This window comes from Rhizobium sp. AN5, from assembly GCF_900215255.1.
In the GTDB taxonomy this organism is placed as follows: Bacteria; Pseudomonadota; Alphaproteobacteria; order Rhizobiales; family Rhizobiaceae; genus Agrobacterium; species Agrobacterium tumefaciens.
Map to the genome: position 1 here is coordinate 2,330,001 of NZ_OCMJ01000004.1, position 17,174 is coordinate 2,347,174.

Genomic DNA, 17,174 nt, shown 5'->3' on the forward strand with positions numbered 1-17,174 from the left:
TTACAAATCCGTCATCGCAAACCTGGTGGCCGACATTATTCGCGATGGCGTGGATAAGGGAATTTACGCCCCCGCCGACATCCCGCCTCTGGCGGAAACCGTTCTCCACGCACTCACGAGCGTCATCCATCCCGTCCTCATCGCACGGGAAGATATCGGCAATTTAGCAACACGTTGCGATCAACTGGTTGATTTAATCGAGGCAGGATTGCGCAATCCGCTTGCTAAGTGACGATTCTCAACTTACGTCACCTTCTCGCAATTGCTTGCGAAGCGTGAAAGCCTGCGCTTCTATGCGAATGGCGGTCCGAGCAGATTGAACGAATAAGGTCCACACAGGGCCTTCATCCATCGTCCCTGCACCCGGACCAGCATCCGCCGAGCGACACTGCGCTTATAGTTGAATGCGACCGATACGCAGGGAAGAACAATGAGCCGACGTATTTTACCCCTATTTGCTTCTCTGTGCATGACCGCAGTTCTCGCGGGATGCAGCGATGGCAGCGAAAGCAGCCAGACCGCCGGCCAGGGCGCCGCGCGTCCCCCGTCTCCGGTCAGCATCATCGTGATGAAGACCAGTGAATATCCCCTGACCACCGTTCTTCCCGGCCGCGCCAGCGCGTTCCAGACGGCGGAAATCCGACCGCGCGTCACTGGCATCATCCGCGAAATTCCCTTCAAGGAAGGCAGTGAGGTCAAGCAGGGCGATATTCTCTACCAGATTGAGGACAACACCTATCTGGCAGAAGTGGCGCAGGCCAAGGCAAGCGTGGCGAAAGCCGAAGCAAGCGTTCCGAGCGCCCAGGCGAACCTTGCCCGCTACGAGCGGCTGGTCAACAGCGGCGCAACGCAGATCGAATATGAAAACGCCAAGGTGACGCTGCTGCAGGCCGAGGCCGACGTGGCCCAGACCAAGGCTGCGCTGGAAACGGCTGAGATCAACCTCGATCTCACCAAGGTCCGCGCGCCTTTCGACGGCATCACCAGCACAACCGCTTTCAGCATCGGCAACGTGGTGACGGCGAACCAGACGACGGCTTTGACGACGCTGCGCCGCATCGATCCGATCTACATCGATCTGATGGAATCCAGCATCAATCTTCTACGTCTGAAAAAGGCGATCTCGTCGGGCCAGCTCGGCGGCGATACCAAGGAAACCGGAATTCACCTTACGCTGGAAGACGGCACCGAATACAAGCATGACGGCAAGATCGACATGTCGGACATGGCGGTGAGCGAAACCACGGGCACCTTCTCCATTCGTGCTCTCTTCGATAACCCGGACGATCTTCTGCTTCCCGGCACCTATGTTCGCGCAACGCTGACCATCGGTAAGGAAACGGGTTTCCGCATCCCGCAGCGCGCAGCGAGCCGGAACGCCAATGGCGAACTGACCGCAAAATTTGTCACCGCGGAAAACAAGGTGGAAACGCGCACCTTCGCGTCCAGCCAGCAGTCGGGCAATGCCTGGCTGGTGACGGAAAACGTCAAGGATGGCGACAAGCTCATCGTTGACGGCTTCCAGTGGATTGCCGACGGCGCGACGGTCGCGCCCGTGGAAGTGACCATCGACGATCGCGGTATCGTCGTTCTGCCGCAGCAAGCTCCGCCTGCCGCCGCCCCCTCGAAATAAACATGAGCGCGAAACCCTCGGTCGAAGCTCGTAAAAGGTAAGGCAGGACTGCCATGGCCCATTTCTTTATCAGGCGCCCCGTTTTTGCATGGGTTATCGCCATCGTCATCATGCTGGGCGGCGCTCTGGCAATTGTGACGCTCTCCATCTCGCAATATCCCGATATTGCCCCGACGACGGTCCGCGTCAGCGCAACCTATAATGGCGCTAGCGCGGAGACGGTCGAAAAATCGGTGACGACCATCATTGAGGACGGCATGACCGGCCTCGACGACCTCACCTATATGACCTCGTCTTCCTCGACCGGCAGCGCCGAAGTGACACTGACCTTCGGCAACAGCATCCTGCCTGACATCGCGCAGGTTCAGGTGCAGAACAAGCTGCAGCTCGTGCAGTCGCAATTGCCCGACACCGTGCAGCAGCGCGGTATTCAGGTCAGCCGCTCCACATCGAGCATTCTGATGGTGGGTGCGCTGATCTCGACGGACGGTAAGCGCAATTCGGCCGATCTCGGCGACGTGTTCTCCTCGCGCGTTGAAGACCAGATCAAGCGCCTTGAAGGCGTGGGCAGCATCAACGTCTTCGGTTCCGAATATGCGATGCGCATCTGGCTCGATCCGTTCAAGCTCAACAAATACCAGCTGACCACGGCTGACGTTACCGGCGCCATCGAAAGCCAGAACACCCAGGTTTCGGTCGGCTCCCTCGGTGCCGTTCCCGCCGTCCAGGGCCAACAGCTCAATGTGACGGTGACGGCGCAGAGCCAGCTCACCACCGTCGCTGATTTCGAATCGGTCATCCTGAAGGTTGAGAAGGACGGTGCAACCGTTCGCCTGAGCGACGTGGCCCGCATCGAAATCGGCCAGGAAACCTATGGCGGTGATTCCCGTTCGAACGGCCGTCCTTCGGCCGGTTTCGCGGTCAACCTCGCCACGGGCGCCAACGCGCTCGACACCGCAGCGCGTGTCAAGTCCGCGCTTACCGCCGTTGAGGGCTCGCTGCCTGCAGGCGTCTCGATCGAATATCCCTACGACACGACACCCTTCGTGAAGCTGTCGATCGAGAAAGTGGTGCATACGCTGATCGAGGCGATCATTCTCGTCTTCGTCGTGCTGCTGGTCTTCCTGCAAAACCTGCGCGCCACCTTCATTCCGATGATCGCCGTGCCCGTCGTGCTCCTCGGCACGTTCGGCATCCTCGCAATAACCGGATATTCCATCAACACGCTGACCATGTTCGCCATGGTTCTGGCGATCGGCCTTCTCGTGGATGACGCCATCGTCGTTGTTGAAAACGTCGAGCGCATCATGTCGGAAGAGGGCCTGTCGCCGGTCGAGGCGACGGAAAAATCGATGGGCGAGATAACCGGTGCCATCATCGGCATCGCGCTCGTCCTGACCGCCGTGTTTATTCCCATGGCCTTCTTTGGCGGATCGACTGGTATCATCTATCGCCAGTTCTCGATCACGATCGTTTCGGCCATGCTGCTTTCGGCGGTGGTCGCCATCGTTCTGACGCCGGCGCTGTGCGCAACAATGCTGAAGCCCATCGACCATACCAAAAAGCAGCGTGGACCGGGTGCCTGGTTCAATCGCGGCTTCGGCAAGACGACGGACGGCTATGTTTCGTCGATCGGCTATCTGCTGAAGCGGCCCCTGCGTGTGACGATTCTTTTCCTGATCGTCGTCGGCGGCTGCGCCTGGTTCTTCACCAAACTGCCAAGCTCCTTCCTCCCACAGGAAGATCAGGGCGTGCTGCTGACGATCATCCAGACACCGACCGGTTCGAACATCGAACGCACCAATGAGGTGGTAAAACAGGTCGAAAGCTACTTCCGTGAAAAAGAAGCAGCCAACGTCGAATCGGTTTTCGGCGTGCTTGGATTCAGCTTCAGCGGTTCAGGTCAGAACAACGCGATCGTCTTCACCAGGCTCAAGGACTTTTCCGAGCGAACCGCACCCGATCAACACGCCGCCGCCATTGTGCAGCGGGCCATGGGTACGTTCTTCGGCTTCCGCGATGCACAGGTATTCCCGCTTTTGCCGCCTGCAATTCAGGGCATGGGCACGTCGAGCGGTTTCTCCATGTATCTCGTGGATAGCGGCCGCAACGGCACCGACGCTCTGACAGCCACCTCCAAGGACCTGATTGCGCTTGCAACAAGCAATCCGAAGATCAGCTCTCTGCGAAGCGACAGCCAGGACAACGAAACGCAGATGAAGATCATTCTCGATCAGGAAAAGATGGGGGCCATGGGCGTCGATCTCTCCTCCGTGAACCTCATGCTGTCGACGATCTTTGCCGGACGTGATGTCAACGACTTCACCCTGAACGGCGAACTCAAGCCGGTCTATGTTCAGGGCGATGCGCCCTATCGCATGCAGCCGGACGACCTGAAGTTCTGGTATGCCCGCAACACCAGCGGCGAAATGGTACCTTTCTCTTCCTTCAGCGAGGTGAAGTGGATCAACGCGCCACCGTCACTGGCACGCTACAACGGTACGGGCGCGATCTCGCTTGAAGGCACCGCCGGCGCAGGCGTTGCTTCCGGCGAAGCCATGGACGAGATGGAACGTCTGACGGCAAGCATGCCAGGCGGTTACACCGTGGCATGGCAGGGCATCTCCTATCAGGAACGCCTTTCCGGCTCGCAGGCGCCCATGCTGTACGCGCTGTCGGTTCTCATCGTGTTCCTTTGCCTGGCTGCCCTTTATGAAAGCTGGTCGATCCCGTTCTCGGTCATTCTGGCTGTCCCGGTGGGTGTCCTCGGCGCTTTGACTGCGGCCCATTTCTTCGGCCAGACGAACGACGTCTACTTCAAGGTGGGCCTGCTGACGACTATCGGCCTTGCCGCGAAAAACGCGATCCTGATCGTTGAATTCGCCAAGGAGAGGCAGGAGCACGGGTTAAGTCTGGTGGAGGCGGCACTGGAGGCGGCGAAGCTGCGCCTGCGTCCGATCATCATGACGTCGCTCGCCTTCATCCTCGGCGTCGTGCCTCTCGCGATCGCAACCGGAGCGGGTTCTGCTGCGCAAAATGCAATCGGTATCGGGGTGCTGGGTGGTATGCTTTCTGCAACACTGCTCGGAATTTTCTTCGTTCCGTCCTTTTTCGTCATCATTCGTCGCCTTTCAAGGCGTTAACAAAACAAAAATGGGCTGTGCCAACCGTTAATACGCTGCTAGAAATATGGCCGATTTGGCAAACGCACGTTTCTAGGGCATATCGACCGCACAGCCCATTTGTCAGCAAGCCGCGCTTGGTAAGCCAACCAGAGAATTGGGAAAATTATATGCTGTCTATTCGCGCTACTATTCCCCTGACAATGCTACTGCTTTCGGGCTGCGTTGTCGGACCCGACCACAAGACGCCGGAAATTCAATTGCCGGGAAAGTTCGCGGAAGCCGGAAAAACCAGTAATGGCGACATCAGCAGCGTTGCATGGTGGACGGCCTTTAACGACAACCGCCTGAACGGTTACGTCTCCACTGGCCTTGCGCAGAACCTCACCGTGATGCAGGCAATCGAGCGCATCAATCAGGCGCAGGCCCAGGTGATCGTGGACGGCGCCGGCGGCCTGCCGAGCCTGACGGGCAGTGGCAGCCACACGACCAGCGAGACCAAGGGCAGCTACCGTGACGTTCCCGTCACCAACGTGTCCAACGGCAGCCTTAGCGTTTCCTGGTTCCTCGACCTGTTCGGTCGCTATCGCCGTGCAACGGAAAGCGCCGATGCGTCGCTTGACGCCGCGTACTCCACCGTCGACGTTCAGCGCCTGACGCTGATTTCGTCAGTTGCCGCGGCCTATATCGACGTGCGCTATTATCAGGAGCGCCTGGCGATTGCCCGCCAGAACCTGGGTTCACGCCGCGAAACGCTCGATCTGACGAAGCTGCAGCTCGAAGCGGGTGCAGCCTCGCGTCTCGATGTCGTCCAGTCCGAAGGTCTGGTCAATTCAACGCTGTCGCAGATACCTGGCCTCGAAACCAGCTTCCGCAAGTCAGCCCACCGCATCGCGACCCTGCTCGGCATGCCGGCCTCGTCGCTCATCTCCGAGCTGCAGAAGGGCGCACGCCAGCCTGTTGCGCGCGCAGTTCCCCGCACCGGCATCCCGGCCGACCTGATCCGCAACCGTCCGGACATCCGCGTCGCTGAACGCAATCTCGCCGCTGCGGTCGCGACGATCGGTGTAACCGAGGCACAGCTTTATCCAAGCATCGAGCTTGGTGGCGCGATCACCCCGAGCTACAATTTCCTGAGTGGCGGCGGCAGGGGAACGGCCAATAGCTGGTCCTTCGGTCCGAGCCTCACTCTCCCGATCCTCGATGGTGGCAGACTGCGCGCCAATGTCGACATTGCGAACTCGCAAGCACGCGAGCAATATCTCGTCTGGAAGGCAACCGTTCTCAACGCGGTTGAAGAAGTCGAAAACGCCCTGGCCGCCATCAATCGCGACCAGCGTACCGTCGACGCGCTGAGAAAGACTGTCTCATCCTACCAAGAAGCGCTGCAGCTCTCGACAGCCAGCTATCGTGACGGTGCTTCGTCTCTGCTCGACGTTCTGGATGCCCAGCGGTCGGTCTCCGATGCGCAGGCAAACCTTGCAACGGCGATCCAGACGACCGCGCAGGATTATGTCTCGCTCAACGTGGCTCTCGGTGGCGGTTATGCCGTTGGCCAGCCTGCCCCGAAGAAGTCCGCCGGCCCAACCGTGGCCGCTGCAAAGGGCATGTAAGAAACGCCTCAAGGCAAATGAAAAGCCCGCGTCGAGACGCGGGCTTTTTTGTATTCCAGACACAAAAAAAGCACCGGTCGCCCGGTGCTTTTTGTTTAACCTGCCGTCAGACTCAGTTCTTGGCGCGCTCGACGTAGGAATTGTCTTCCGTCGCGATGACCACGCGGATACCGGCGTCGATATGCGGCGGCACCATGGTGCGGATGCCGTTGGAAAGAATTGCCGGCTTGTAGGAAGAAGAAGCCGTCTGACCCTTCACAACCGGTTCCGTTTCCACGATTTCCAGCGTGACGTGGCGCGGCAGTTCGACAGCCAGCGGATTGCCTTCGTGAATGGAAAGAACGCAGGTCATGCCTTCCTGCAGATAGGCCTTCTGGTCGCCCATCGTCTCGACATCGACAACGACCTGGTCGTAGTTTGCCGGGTTCATGAAGTGGAAGCCTTCGCCGTCTTCATAAAGGAACTGGAAGTTCAGGTCTTCGACGAAAGCGCGCTCGACCTGTTCGGTCGTGCGCCAGCGCTCGGAAACCTTCACGCCGTCAACGATGCGGCGCATGTCAACCTGCGTGACCGGCGTGCCCTTGCCCGGGTGAAAGTTCTGCGCGGTGAGAACAACGTAGAGCTTGCCGTCCACGTCGAGAACATTGCCCTTGCGGACGGATGAGGCGATAACCTTGACCATATGACTTCCTTGTAACTCGATGAAATGCGTCGTAAAGGACTGCGCGATAGCACCGGCCCGGCAGACGTTTTGTCTTTTTTCTGGGGCGCAACTACCTTAAATCCGCGCGAATTGCCAGCCTTCTACAGCAATTCGCGGAAGAGTGCCTAGCGGTTTTCCGCCCGGAATTGCTTTAAATGATGCGATCAGGCGTTTTGCGGGCCGTTTATCCGTAACAAGGCCAGCAGGTAAGACGGAAAAGAAAAAAGAGATGGGCTCAAGCAACGAGACAATGTCGCCCTGGTGGACGCCCGACGTCCATGCCGACCGCCGCGCCTTTCTGCTTGGGCGCAACGCGATCCAGTCGGAATTTCGCAGCTATTTCTCGCGCGCGGACTTTCTCGAGGTCGACACCGCCACATTGCAGATTTCTCCCGGCAACGAGGCACATCTGCACGCCTTCGCCACCCAGGGACTGACGCCGGCCGGCGACGCCGCCCCGCTTTATCTCCACACCTCGCCCGAATTCGCCTGCAAGAAATTGCTCGCGGCCGGTGAAGAACGCATTTTCTGTTTCGCCCATGTTTATCGAAACCGGGAAAGAGGCCCCCTGCACCACCCAGAATTCACGATGCTGGAATGGTATCGGGTCGGCGAAACCTACGAGACCCTGATGAAGGACAGCGCTAATCTTCTGGCGCTGGCGGCAGAAACCGCCAAAACAAACAATTTCACCTATCGTGGCCGCAGCGTCGATCCGTTCCTCGAACCGGAACGTCTGAGCGTCGCCGAAGCCTTCGATCGCTATGCGGGAATTGATCTTCTGGCGACGATTGACCGAAACGGCGAGACGGATAGCCAGCACCTTGCCGCAAGCCTCACCAATGCCGGAATTCGTGTGGCTAAGGACGACACCTGGGCGGATATGTTCAGCCGCGTTATCGTGGAGCGGGTGGAACCCGAACTGGGCTTCGGCCGCGCCACCATTCTCGATGAATACCCCACCAGCGAGGCTGCGCTTGCCCGCAAATCGCCTGGGGATGCGCGGGTGGCGGAACGGTTCGAGCTTTATGCGTGTGGCGTGGAACTTGCCAATGCCTTTGGCGAATTGACCGACGCTACTGAGCAGAGACGGCGTTTCGAAATGGAGATGGTTGAGAAGCAGCGGGTTTACGGCGAGACCTATCCTTTGGACGAGGATTTTCTGGCGGCGCTGGCGATCATGCCGCCGGCAAGTGGCATTGCACTCGGTTTCGACCGACTGGTGATGTTGGCAACCGGCGCGCCCCGCATCGATCTGGTCATGTGGGCACCCGTCGCGGAATACGGACGATGACAAGGCTTGAAACCATCAAGACACCTGAAGCACTTCTCGAGGCGGGGTTGATCAAGCCCGAGGCGCTCGAGGACCTGCGCGCGGTGACGCAGCGTTACGCGTTGGCCATCACACCGACAATGGCCGATCTGATGGACAGCCGCGACCCGCAGGACCCCATCGCGCGGCAATTCGTGCCGGACCTAGCCGAACTCGTCCACCTTCCCGAAGAACGGGACGATCCGATCGGCGACGGTGCACATAGCCCCGTCCATGGCATCGTCCACCGTTATCCGGACCGGGTGCTTTTGAAGGCGGTGCATGTCTGCCCCGTCTATTGCCGTTTCTGTTTCCGCCGCGAAATGGTCGGGCCGCAGGGCAACGGCATGATGAGCCCGGAAGAACTGGACGCCGCATTCGACTATATAAAAGCCAATCCGGCCATCTGGGAGGTCATCCTCACCGGCGGCGATCCGCTGGTGCTCTCGGCGCGGCGATTGTCCGACCTTATGACGCGGCTGAAAGACGTACCACACGTCAAGATCGTTCGCTTTCACACCCGCGTACCGGTCGTCGATCCCGAACGAATCGACGGGCCGCTGATCGAGGCATTGAAGGCCAGCGGCAAAACCACCTATGTGGCCCTGCACGCTAACCACGCACGCGAACTTGGGCAAGCAGCCAGAAGTGCTTGCGCGCGGCTGATCGATGCCGGCATTGCCATGGTCAGCCAGACCGTGCTTTTGAAGGGCATCAACGATGATCCGGCAATTCTCGCCGAACTGATGCGCGCCTTTGTCGAGAACCGTATCAAGCCCTATTACCTGCACCACCCCGACCTTGCGCCCGGCACCAGCCATTTCCGGCTGACGATAGAAGAAGGTCAGCGAATCGTTTCCGCCTTGCGCGGGCATGTCTCCGGTCTTTGTCAGCCGACCTACGTTCTCGACATTCCGGGCGGTCACGGCAAGGCCACGATCGGCCCGAATGCGGCCGAAAAAACCCGCGATGGCTGCTATTCTGTCTCCGACTTCAACGGAAACGATCATATTTACCCGCCGCCTGCATCCGGCGACGATTAAAAAAAGCATAAAAAGCCCGCCGTGCCGGGCTTTTCAAAGCGGCGTCGAACGAAAACAAAAATTTCACATTTCCGCCCCTCTCCTGTCATCATAAAGAAAAATATTCTACCTATAACAATCAGCATTGATTTTAATGGTGGTCTGGATTATCAGTGTGGAACTGGAGAGCGAGTCTCCTGATTCCGGACCAACACCAATACAGGGAGTGTGTCATGTCAAAATATATTCGCATCAACGCAATCCTTGGTCTTGAGTCCTGGAATGCTGGATTTAAATCCACGTGTTCCCGCTGCTGTCGAATGTGACCTGACGGTCTCAATTTTCTGAAAATCAGTTCGACAACATGCTGTGTTAATGAGCCACAGCGGGAGTATACCTATGCAAAAGCAAGTTATTGAATTCGCTGGCGAACCCGTCGGCATCGTCATACCGGACAACGACCGGCTGAAGTTCATCGCGGTGAAGTTCCACGTTCACGACCTGGACGAACAGAAGTTCGACAGCGCCGACGATGTGCGGATTGCAATTCGCAATCTCGTGCGCAGCCGGAACCTGGCCGCGGCCTGATGCGGGAAACCCATCACCCGCTCACGGACCTGTCAAAACCAAAGCGCGCCCAATATCGGATCCCAAATACCGGGTCGATGGCGCGCTTCTCTGTTGCCTGACAATTCGTCCGCTGGTCTGTCGTAAACCACGACGGGGTGTATCAATACGCCCTGCACTAAGTTGAAATAGCTTTTTCAAATCCGAATTAGAGTGCAAAAGCCACGCACGCTCGTGGAATTCACACCTCTCCTCATCCCTGTGACAAGCACAGGAATCCAGCCAGCCGAGATCCTTGGGCTGAAAAGACTCTCTCGCCGCCCAGACGCGCGTCAGAACGCGGTAAAGGTCAGCGTCGTCAACGAGCGGACGATGCCCGGAATATTGACGATGTTCTGGTTGATGAACTTGCCGATATCCTCTTCCTGCGGAAGATAGATCTTTAGCATCAGATCATATTCGCCGCTGGTGGAATAAAGCTCGGAAACCAGCTCCGTTTTATATATGGCATCGGCGACATCATAGGTCTTGCCGGGCTCGCATTGAAGCTGGACAAAAATGGGCTTCATGGACATCTCCCGTATTGGAACTTGCGGTGCGTGGCTCTCCGCCACACGTCATGGCGCACTATTGGCTTAGCTGCGCCGGTCTTGCAAGACCGCCTGCCGGTTTAGGCCGAAATGTCTCATCAACTGCTACCAGCCCCGATTGCGGCCTGAGAAACGATCCAGCTTCGAAAACTTTCAAGCGGAGCGTAACCGGCGCGATCCGGCATGCAGGCGAGATAATAGGCCTCTTCGCTCTCCACCTCGCCGGTAACCGCCGCGACAAGCCGGCCGCTTCGCAGCTCCTCCTCGATCATGAAGGACGGAATGAGCGACGCCCCGACCCCGGCACTCGCCGCCTCGGCAATCGTCGTGAACTGATCGAAAAGCATGCCATGCACATTGTCGAAAACCACATCATGGCTGCGAAACCATTGTTCCCAGGCATCCGGCCGCGTCGTCATGTGCAGCAGCGGCACATGCAGCAGATCGCCCGGCTGTGAAAGCCCGTAGCGCTCCCTGAAAGCGGGACTGCACACCGGAATGACTGTTTCATGCATCAGAAAAACGAGCTCAGTACCCGGCCAATGCGGCAAACCGAAATGGATCGCCGCATCGACGGTATCGGTACGGAAATCGAACAGCGACGAACGCGTTAGAAGATTGACCGAGACACCCGGATGTCGGGCGATGAAATCGGGAAGACGCGGCACCAGCCAGCGTGTGCCGAAGCTTGGCAGAACACCGAGATTGAGCGTGCCGCCATCGGGATTGGCGCGCAGATTGAGCGACGCGGTCGATATTCGCCGCAGGGCCTCCCGGATTTCCCGCGCATAACCCTCCCCCGCCCGGGTGAGCCGGATCGTCTGCCGCTCGCGCAGAAACAGCGCCACGCCAAGCTGCTCCTCAAGCGCAAGGATCTGCCGGCTGACCGCGCCTTGAGTGAGCCCAAGTTCTCTCGCCGCCGCGGTCACGCTGCCCGTGCGCGAGGCGGCTTCAAAGGCCGCAAGAAGCGAAAGCGAAGGTAAGAAGCGGCGAGGCGGTAGAACCATATTCCCTCACGGAATGAACTCTTGACGATATGTCGATATTCAACAGGTGAGACCGCTTGTAAAGTCTCATAAACAAGGGCTTGTCACTCATACGGAAAACAAATGAACTCGCCCGGAAAATGGTGGAACGATGTATAATGACCCCCGCTCGCACGGCCTCTGGGAAAAGACCGCGCCGCAGTCGCCCGCAACGCCTGCACTGCAAGGCGAGACGGTTGCCGATGTGGTGATTGTCGGCGGCGGTTTCACCGGACAATCCGCCGCCCTTCATCTTGCTGAAAAGGGCATGGATGTCGTTCTTCTCGAAGCCAGGGAAATCGGTTTTGGCGGCGCCGGCCGCAATGTCGGTCTCATCAACGGCGGCATGTGGGTCATGCCAAGGGAGTTGCCTGGCGTGCTGGGCGAAACCTACGGGGAACGGCTTCTCAGCCTTCTGGGTGATGCGCCGTTGCTGGTGCGCGAATTGGTGGAAAAACACGCGATTCCCTGCGAGATCGAAAAGAATGGCACATTGCATTGCGCCGTCGGTGAAAAAGGGCTCGCCGAAATTCGCGAGCGTTGTGAACAATGGGCAGCGAGGGGCGCTCCCGTCCGCCTTCTCGATGCCGATGAAACGGCAAGACGCACCGGCAGCACCGCCTATTCCGGCGCACTTTTTGATACGCGTGCCGGCACGCTTCAGCCGCTTGCCTATGTCCGTGGTCTGGCTGCCACCGCGCAAAAGGCAGGAGCACGGCTGCACACCGCCAGCCCCGTCGTAGCGACCGAACGTAGTGGCGAAAAATGGGTGGTAAAAACGCCGCAGGGATCGGTGACCGCCAACTGGATCGTCGTCGCCACCGAAGCCTACAGCACCGGGCCGTGGCAGATCGTCCGCGACGAACAGACCTACCTGCCCTACTTCAACTTCGCGACCAGACCGCTTAGCGACAATCTGCAAAAGAGTATCCTGCCGAACCGAGAAGGTTGCTGGGATACAAAGGAAATCCTCTCATCGTTCCGCATGGACAAAGCGGGTCGGCTGGTTTTCGGCAGCGTCGGCGCCTTGCGCAGCACGGGTGCCGCCATTCACCGGGCATGGGCCAAACGGTCGCTGAAGCGGCTTTTCCCGCAATTGGGCGAGACGGAATTCGAATGCGAATGGTACGGCCAGATCGGCATGACGGACAATGCCGTGCCGCGCTTCCATAAATTCGCGGAAAATGTCGTCGGTTTTTCCGGTTATAATGGCCGCGGCATCGCACCCGGTACTGCCTTCGGCAAGGTGATTGCGCAACATATTCTCGGTGATATCGCCGAAAACGACCTGCCTCTTCCCGTGACCGAACCAAAAGCGCAGGCCTTCCGGGCAGTGAAGGAAGCCTATTACGAGGTGGGGGCACAGATCGCCCATTTCGCCGGTGAACGCTTCTAATCAACAGGCCGAAAGCGGCCGGTCGTGGCGGCTTTTTTAAGCGGCATCGATATATTCTTGAAAATATAATGATTGCCCTATAGGCCTATCGATATATTCATCAGGATATCTCGAACCGGGGGAACACACCATGAGACTCTTACGCCGCACCTTCTTCAAAACCATCGCCGCAGCAACATCCTTCTGGGTGGCGGCATCCTTTGCGGTGGTTCCCGCCCATGCCGCCGAAAAAGTCACGGTGTTTGCTGCCGCGAGCATGAAAAACGCACTTGATGCGATCAATGCCGAATGGGCGAAGGAAAGCGGCAATGAAGCGACCGTGTCCTACGCCGCAAGCTCCGCGCTCGCCAAACAGATCGAGCAGGGTGCACCGGCGGATATCTTCATTTCCGCCGACCTCGCCTGGATGGATTATGTTGCCGAGAAGAAGCTGATCAACGTCGAAAGCCGCTCCAGTCTGCTTGGCAACCGCATCGTTCTCGTCGCCCCGGCCGACAAGGCCAAGCCGGTCGATATCAAAAAGGACTTCGATCTCGCCGGACTGGTGGGCGATGGCCGACTGGCCATGGGCGCGGTCGATTCCGTTCCCGCAGGCAAATACGGTAAGGCCGCGCTGGAAAAACTCGGCGTCTGGTCCTCGGTGGAGAAGAAAGTCGCGGGCGCGGAAAGCGTGCGCGCAGCGCTGCTGCTCGTGTCGCGCGGCGAAGCGCCCTATGGCATCGTCTACCAGACCGATGCGGCCGCCGATCCGGGCGTGAAGATCGTCGGCACCTTCCCGGAAGACAGCCACCCGCCGATCATCTACCCCGTCGCCATTCTCTCGGAAGCAAAATCTCCGGCGGCAAAATCCTATCTGGATTTCCTGAAGTCCGCCAAGGCTACGCCCTTCTTCGAAAAGCAAGGCTTTACCGTTTTGAAATAAACTGCGTTTCGCGGTCCCATCCCGTATGGGACCGCGAGAGATGACGATTGTAGGATATGGCTTTGCATTGGTGGACACTCAGCCCTGAAGAATGGACGGCGATCAGGCTCAGCCTGTGGGTATCCTCCATCGCCATGTTCGCCAGCCTGCCCTTCGGCATTGCGGTTGCCGTCGCGCTGGCGCGCGGGCGCTTCTGGGGCAAGTCGCTGCTCAATGGCATTGTCCACCTGCCGCTCATTCTGCCGCCCGTCGTCACCGGCTTTCTGCTGCTCGTCCTCTTCGGCCGCAGAGGCGCCATCGGCCAGTTTCTAGACAGCTGGTTCGGCATCGTCTTTTCCTTCCGCTGGACGGGGGCGGCGCTCGCATGCGCCGTCATGGCATTTCCGCTGATGGTGCGCTCCATCCGCCTCTCCATCGAAGCGGTGGACAGCAAGCTGGAAGAGGCGGCCGGAACCCTGGGTGCAAGCCCCCTATGGGTGTTCCTCACCGTCACGCTTCCCCTGATCCTGCCCGGCATCATCGCGGGCATGATCCTCGCTTTCGCCAAGGCCATGGGCGAATTCGGCGCGACCATCACCTTCGTTTCCAATATTCCCGGCGAGACGCAGACGCTGTCTGCCGCCATCTACACTTTCACGCAGGTTCCGGGCGGCGATGCAGGCGCATTGCGGCTGACCATCGTTTCCGTCGTGATTTCCATGTCGGCCTTGCTCGTCTCGGAGTTTCTGGCCCGCATCATCGGCAAACGGGTGAGCATGGAATGACGCTTTCTGTCTCCACCCGCCACCGCCTCGGCTCCTTCGAACTCAACGCGTCATTTACCTCTGATGGCAGCGTTACAGCGCTTTTCGGACGCTCTGGCTCCGGCAAAACCTCGATGATCCGCATCATCGCAGGTCTGCTGCGGCCAGATAGTGGTCAGGTATCGCTCGATGGCGAAGTGCTGGCCGATAGCGGAAAGCGCCTGTTCCTGCCGGCGCACAGGCGCCGTTTTGGTTATGTTTTTCAGGAAGCGCGGCTGTTTCCCCATCTCAGCGTCGCCCAGAACCTGAACTACGGCAAATGGTTCGCTACGGAAAAAGCGGAGCGGGCGAATGAAAACCGCGTCATTGACATGCTTGGCATCGGCCATCTTCTCCAGCGTCGTCCGAACAAGCTTTCCGGCGGTGAAAAACAGCGGGTCGCCATCGGCCGCGCACTCCTGTCATCGCCCAGACTACTGTTGATGGACGAACCTCTCGCCTCACTGGACGAGGAACGAAAGGCCGAGATCATCCCTTATCTGGAACGGCTGCGAGACGAGACGAAAATCCCGATCGTCTATGTCAGCCACTCCATCCAGGAGGTCGCCCGCCTTGCCGACCGCATAGTTGTTATGAAGGACGGCAAGGTGGAGGCACAGGGAAAAGCGGCCGATGTGCTGTCGCGGTCGGATTTCAGCGCACATCTGGAGCGACGAGAAGCGGGCAGCATCCTTTCGGGACACATCGAAAGCTTCGATGAAAGGCATGGGCTTGCTGCCGTAAGGCTCTGCTCGTCGCTCCTGCAGGTTCCAGCAAAAAGAGGAACGCGCCGCACCCCGGCACGCGTGCTGATACCGGCGCGTGATGTCATGCTCGCCACGGCAAAACCCGAAGGCCTGAGCGCACTTAACATCCTCGAAGGCCATATTGCCGGCATCTCCGCCAGCGAAGATGGCATGGTAACCGTTCAGGTGGATTGCGGCGGCGATATTATCCAGTCGCGCATCACCGATCTGTCGCGCGAACGTCTCCAGCTGGAACGCGGGAAACCGGTACATGCGATCATAAAATCGGCGGCTCTCGATCCATATTAATGATGGCGGCATCCGGATTGCGGTTGGCCTCAAGCCAGTCGATATCCTTGCGCAGGGCCTCATTCATCCGCTTTTCCATGCTGCGATACCGTTCAAGCAATTCGGCACCGAATGCGGTCAGCGCAGCCCCACCACCCTGCTTGCCGCCCCGCTGGGATTCGATCACCGGCTGCCTGAACATATGGTTCAGCGCATCCACAAGCAGCCATGCACGGCGATAGGACATGTCCATCGCTCGCCCGGCGGCCGATATCGAGCCGGTCTCGACAATCAGCTCCATCAACTCGATCTTACCGTGGCCGAGACGATCTCCGGGCGGAAAATCGATGCGGAGAACGGGCTTCAGTGGCTGATGTATATTGCTCATCGGCTAGAAACCCCGGCCATGAAGATCGTGATAGGCTTTCTGCGCACCGTGCTGCGGCAGAGCCGTCGCCTCGTAAACACCGCGCGCCACTGCGCGCGCCATAACGATGGTAGCGAGATGGCAGAGTTCCGCGAAATGAGCGCCGCCCTCAAGCGGCTTCTCACCGGTCGCAGCCGAAAACATGGTGTCGCCGTCGCTCGGCAGATGGGCGGGCAACACGGCGCGCGCCAGCCCGTCATGCGCCATGATGGAAAGGCGGTGCGCCTGCGCTTTGGTAAGGACGGCATCGGTGACCACGGCGCCGATGGTCGTCGCGGTGAGGTTGACGCCCTTGAGACGAAGCGCGGTATGATCCGGTTCGAAACGATCAGGAAAGCCGCAGTCGCCGAACTCGCCCTGCTCTTCAAAAGGCGCAGACCAGAAATGGCGGCTGGTGCCAACGGTTGCCGAGCCAAGCGCATTGACGGCGACGATCGCCGCCACCTTGTAACCGCCGGAACTGACAGCGCTTGCCGAACCAAGTCCGCCCTTGAAGGTGGCGGTGGTCGCCCCCGTTCCCGCGCCGACTGTTCCAAGCCCGAAGGGCTCCGCACGCGCCGCCCTGAAAGCCGCATAGCCCATCTCGCGATAGGGCGAATGCAGGCCCCACTCCTTGTTGCCACCATTCAGCAGATCCATGAGGATCGCCTGCGGCACAATGGGAACACGGGTGGAACCGACTTGCAGGCCACGCCCGATCTCGCGCAGACCGGCCTGAACACCACCCGCCGCATCCAGCCCGAAGGCCGAACCGCCTGAAAGTGCGAAGGCATCCACGGTTTCCACCGTCATCGCCGGGTCGAGCAGGCCGGTATCACGACCACCGGGCGCCCCGCCAAGAACCGAACCGGAGGCGATTACGGGTTTTTCGAAAACGATTGCGGTGACGCCGGAGCCGAGTGCAAGATCGGTGACATTGCCGACCAAAATCCCATTGATATCCGTCAGAAGATTATTGCGTGCCGCCATGCCGTTCCCCTTTTCTCCCGGTATCCCGCCGCCACGGGGCACTGTCAACGCAAAAGG

At 59.1% G+C, this 17,174-nt stretch carries 16 protein-coding genes (1 of these 16 only partly in view); 11 read left to right on the forward strand and 5 right to left on the reverse strand.

What is annotated here, in order from left to right; all coding sequences use genetic code 11:
• The 4 genes from CRP02_RS24125 to CRP02_RS24140 form a co-directional block, all read left to right on the forward strand.
• A protein-coding gene (locus CRP02_RS24125; RefSeq protein ID WP_097172496.1) for a TetR family transcriptional regulator crosses the window boundary here: on the forward strand, positions 1-232 show its end. The gene continues 428 nt to the left of window position 1, outside the view; only the last 232 of its 660 coding nucleotides appear in the window; its start codon lies off the left edge, out of view; it ends in the stop codon at positions 230-232.
• A 198-nt stretch (positions 233-430) separates the two neighbouring features.
• Positions 431-1,633, forward strand: a complete 1,203-nt coding sequence (locus CRP02_RS24130) for an efflux RND transporter periplasmic adaptor subunit (protein WP_097172497.1) — start codon at positions 431-433, stop codon at positions 1,631-1,633.
• A 53-nt stretch (positions 1,634-1,686) separates the two neighbouring features.
• Positions 1,687-4,776, forward strand: a complete 3,090-nt coding sequence (locus CRP02_RS24135) for an efflux RND transporter permease subunit (RefSeq protein WP_097100884.1) — start codon at positions 1,687-1,689, stop codon at positions 4,774-4,776.
• Between the two features lie 149 nt (positions 4,777-4,925).
• The gene (locus CRP02_RS24140) at positions 4,926-6,368 is read left to right on the forward strand and encodes an efflux transporter outer membrane subunit (protein ID WP_097172498.1); all 1,443 of its coding nucleotides are present in this window, start codon (positions 4,926-4,928) and stop codon (positions 6,366-6,368) included.
• Positions 6,369-6,480: 112 nt separating this feature from the next.
• Here CRP02_RS24140 and efp read toward each other — a convergent pair whose 3' ends face one another.
• Complete coding sequence (efp, locus tag CRP02_RS24145) at positions 6,481-7,050, reverse strand: elongation factor P (RefSeq protein WP_003516849.1); 570 nt, start codon at positions 7,048-7,050, stop codon at positions 6,481-6,483.
• A gap of 250 nt (positions 7,051-7,300) precedes the next feature.
• On the opposite strand from efp, the gene epmA reads away from it, so the two are divergent.
• The 3 genes from epmA to CRP02_RS24160 all read left to right on the forward strand — a co-directional run bounded on the left by epmA (position 7,301) and on the right by CRP02_RS24160 (position 9,993).
• Complete coding sequence (gene epmA / locus CRP02_RS24150; RefSeq protein WP_097172499.1) at positions 7,301-8,365, forward strand: EF-P lysine aminoacylase EpmA; 1,065 nt, start codon at positions 7,301-7,303, stop codon at positions 8,363-8,365.
• Positions 8,362-9,426, forward strand: a complete 1,065-nt coding sequence (locus CRP02_RS24155; protein WP_097172500.1) for a lysine-2,3-aminomutase-like protein — start codon at positions 8,362-8,364, stop codon at positions 9,424-9,426. The genes epmA and CRP02_RS24155 overlap by 4 nt, the downstream gene beginning before the upstream one ends.
• Positions 9,427-9,804: 378 nt before the next feature.
• Positions 9,805-9,993 carry a hypothetical protein gene (locus CRP02_RS24160; RefSeq protein ID WP_003516843.1) on the forward strand — a complete coding sequence of 63 codons (189 nt, stop codon included), beginning with the start codon at positions 9,805-9,807 and terminating at the stop codon, positions 9,991-9,993.
• Between the two features lie 311 nt (positions 9,994-10,304).
• Here CRP02_RS24160 and CRP02_RS24165 read toward each other — a convergent pair whose 3' ends face one another.
• Complete coding sequence (locus CRP02_RS24165) at positions 10,305-10,541, reverse strand: Lrp/AsnC ligand binding domain-containing protein (RefSeq protein WP_003516842.1); 237 nt, start codon at positions 10,539-10,541, stop codon at positions 10,305-10,307.
• Between the two features lie 119 nt (positions 10,542-10,660).
• On the reverse strand, positions 10,661-11,569 hold the full coding sequence (locus CRP02_RS24170; RefSeq protein WP_097172501.1) for a LysR family transcriptional regulator: 909 nt from the start codon (positions 11,567-11,569) through the stop codon (positions 10,661-10,663).
• A 130-nt stretch (positions 11,570-11,699) separates the two neighbouring features.
• Here CRP02_RS24170 and CRP02_RS24175 point away from each other — a divergent pair, with 130 nt between their 5' ends.
• From CRP02_RS24175 to modC, 4 genes are all read left to right on the forward strand, one after another.
• A complete protein-coding gene (locus CRP02_RS24175) occupies positions 11,700-12,983 on the forward strand; it encodes an NAD(P)/FAD-dependent oxidoreductase (protein WP_097172502.1) in 1,284 nt (427 codons plus the stop codon).
• 130 nt (positions 12,984-13,113) lie between these two features.
• A complete protein-coding gene (gene modA / locus CRP02_RS24180) occupies positions 13,114-13,905 on the forward strand; it encodes a molybdate ABC transporter substrate-binding protein (protein WP_097172503.1) in 792 nt (263 codons plus the stop codon).
• Between the two features lie 56 nt (positions 13,906-13,961).
• Entirely contained in the window at positions 13,962-14,669 is a 708-nt protein-coding gene (gene modB, locus CRP02_RS24185; protein ID WP_025594485.1) for a molybdate ABC transporter permease subunit, read from the forward strand.
• Positions 14,666-15,742 carry a molybdenum ABC transporter ATP-binding protein gene (modC, locus tag CRP02_RS24190; RefSeq protein WP_097172504.1) on the forward strand — a complete coding sequence of 359 codons (1,077 nt, stop codon included), beginning with the start codon at positions 14,666-14,668 and terminating at the stop codon, positions 15,740-15,742. Before modB ends, modC begins: the two co-directional genes overlap by 4 nt.
• On the opposite strand, the gene CRP02_RS24195 is transcribed toward modC, so the two are convergent.
• Together CRP02_RS24195 and CRP02_RS24200 are read right to left on the reverse strand one after the other, a co-directional pair.
• The gene (locus CRP02_RS24195; protein WP_097172505.1) at positions 15,711-16,109 is read right to left on the reverse strand and encodes a winged helix-turn-helix domain-containing protein; all 399 of its coding nucleotides are present in this window, start codon (positions 16,107-16,109) and stop codon (positions 15,711-15,713) included. The two genes, modC and CRP02_RS24195, sit on opposite strands and share 32 nt — an antisense overlap.
• A gap of 3 nt (positions 16,110-16,112) precedes the next feature.
• Positions 16,113-17,117, reverse strand: a complete 1,005-nt coding sequence (locus tag CRP02_RS24200) for a P1 family peptidase (RefSeq protein WP_097172506.1) — start codon at positions 17,115-17,117, stop codon at positions 16,113-16,115.
• Between the last annotated feature and the right edge of the window lie 57 nt (positions 17,118-17,174).